The sequence below is a fragment of the Methylobacterium sp. WL103 genome (genome assembly GCF_008039885.1).
Classification (GTDB): domain Bacteria; phylum Pseudomonadota; class Alphaproteobacteria; order Rhizobiales; family Beijerinckiaceae; genus Methylobacterium; species Methylobacterium cerastii.
Genome location: NZ_VRUX01000758.1, coordinates 1 through 1,721, shown reverse-complemented (window position 1 = coordinate 1,721; position 1,721 = coordinate 1). Strand labels below are relative to the sequence as shown.

General features: G+C 71.4%; 1 protein-coding gene and 1 pseudogene. Both read right to left on the bottom strand.

The genetic code is table 11. The annotated features are described in order from the left end of the window. Positions 1-1,287 (bottom strand): annotated as a pseudogene (locus tag FV222_RS25115) (hypothetical protein); the annotation flags it as partial. Between the two features lie 184 nt (positions 1,288-1,471). After that, on the bottom strand, positions 1,472-1,721 hold a 250-nt coding region (locus FV222_RS25110; protein WP_147815917.1), incomplete at its 5' end, for a DUF4159 domain-containing protein.

The following is a 1,721-nucleotide window of genomic DNA, read 5'->3' as shown; positions in this document are numbered from 1 at the left end:
TCCGCCGGGCAGCGCCCGCGTCACCGGATGGCGGTTGCCTGTCGCCGTCGCCGTCGGCTTGTAGGGCTGCTCGACCACGCGCCCGTTCGGGTCGCCCGGCAGGATGCCGGAAAGCCGCGTGCGCGCGAGGCTCGCCGGGCCGGCGAATTCCGGGCCGGCGGCGATCAGGAGCGCGCCGCCCTCGCGGACGTAGCGGGTGATGTTGTCGAAATACGCCGAGGGCAGCACGCTCTGGTTGGCGTAGCGGTCGAAGATGATCAGGTCGAAGTCCTTGATCTTCTGGACGAACAGCTCGCGCGTCGGGAAGGCGATCAGCGACAGCTCGGAGATCGGCGTGCCGTCCTGCTTCTCCGGCGGCCGCAGGATGGTGAAGTGCACGAGGTCGACGTTGGCGTCCGATTTCAGCAGGTTGCGCCAGGTGCGCTCGCCCTGGTGCGGCTCGCCGGAGACCAGCAGCACCCGCAGCTTCTCGCGGATGCCCTCGATGGGGAGCACGGCGCGGTTGTTGACCGTGGTCAGCTCGCCCGGCAACGGCTCGACCTCGATCTCGACGACGTTCGGGCCGCCATGCTCGATCTTCAGCGCGAGGTCGAACGGCTTGTCCGTCGGCACGGTGCGGCGCCCGATCTCCTCGCCGTCGCGGCGCAGGGCGACGACGGCCGAGCCGGTGCCGCCGCGCTCCATCACCTCGGCGCGGATCGTGAGGTCCTTGCCGACGATGCCGAAGCGGGGCGCCTCCAGGAGCTTGATCTGCCGGTCGCGCTCGTCCGGGTGCCCGGTGACGAGCACGTGCAGCGGCGCCTTGATCCCGAGGGCCGCGAGCGAGGCCGGGATGTCGTGCACGACGCCGTCAGTGAGCATCACCACGCCGGCCAACCGCTCAGGCGGCACGTCGGCGAGCGCCTGGCCCACGGCGGCGAAAAGCTTGGTGCCGTCGTCGCCGGCGGCGTCCGGCACGTCGATGAAGCGCGGCTCGATGTTCGTCAGCGCACCGAAGCGACGCTGCAATTCGGCCCTGACCTGGTCGGTCGCCGCCGGCCGGTCGCCGAGCGCCTGAGACCCGGATCGGTCGACGATCACCGCGGCGATGTCCTTCACCGGCTCGCGATCCTCGCGCACCAGGGCGGGGTTCGCGAGCGCCGCGAGCACCAGCCCGAGCGCCAGCGCCCGCAGGACGGCGGTGCGTCCCCGCGCCAGGAAGGCGAGCACGGAAAACAGCGCCACGATCACGGCGAAGACCGCCAGCACGGGCCAGGGCAGCAGCGGCGTAAAGCTGAGGCTCAGCATGACGGGAGAGCCTTCGTGATCCGGTTGCGCGCGGGAAGCGCCGCGTGGCCCCCTCTCCCATGGGGAGAGGGCTGGGGTGAGGGGCGTGACCTGACCGGAGGGGTCACGCCCCTCATCCTGTCCTTCTCCCCCTGGGAGAAGAGACCCGCGACCACGTCCAATGTGTCGGTATGTGTCGGGATCGTCACTGCCCCAGCCGCTCCAGCAGGGCCGGCACGTGGACCTGGTCCGCCTTGTAGTTGCCGGTCAGCGTGTAGATCACGATGTTGACGCCGCCGCGGAAGGCCATCTCGCGCTGGCGCTGGTCGCCGCCGACCACCGGGTAGAGCGGGTCGCCGCGGCGGTCGATCGCCCAGGCCGCGGCGAGGTCGTTGCCGGTGATGACGATCGGGCTGACGCCGTCGCCGGCGCGTGCCGGGCGGCGCTCGGTGCCC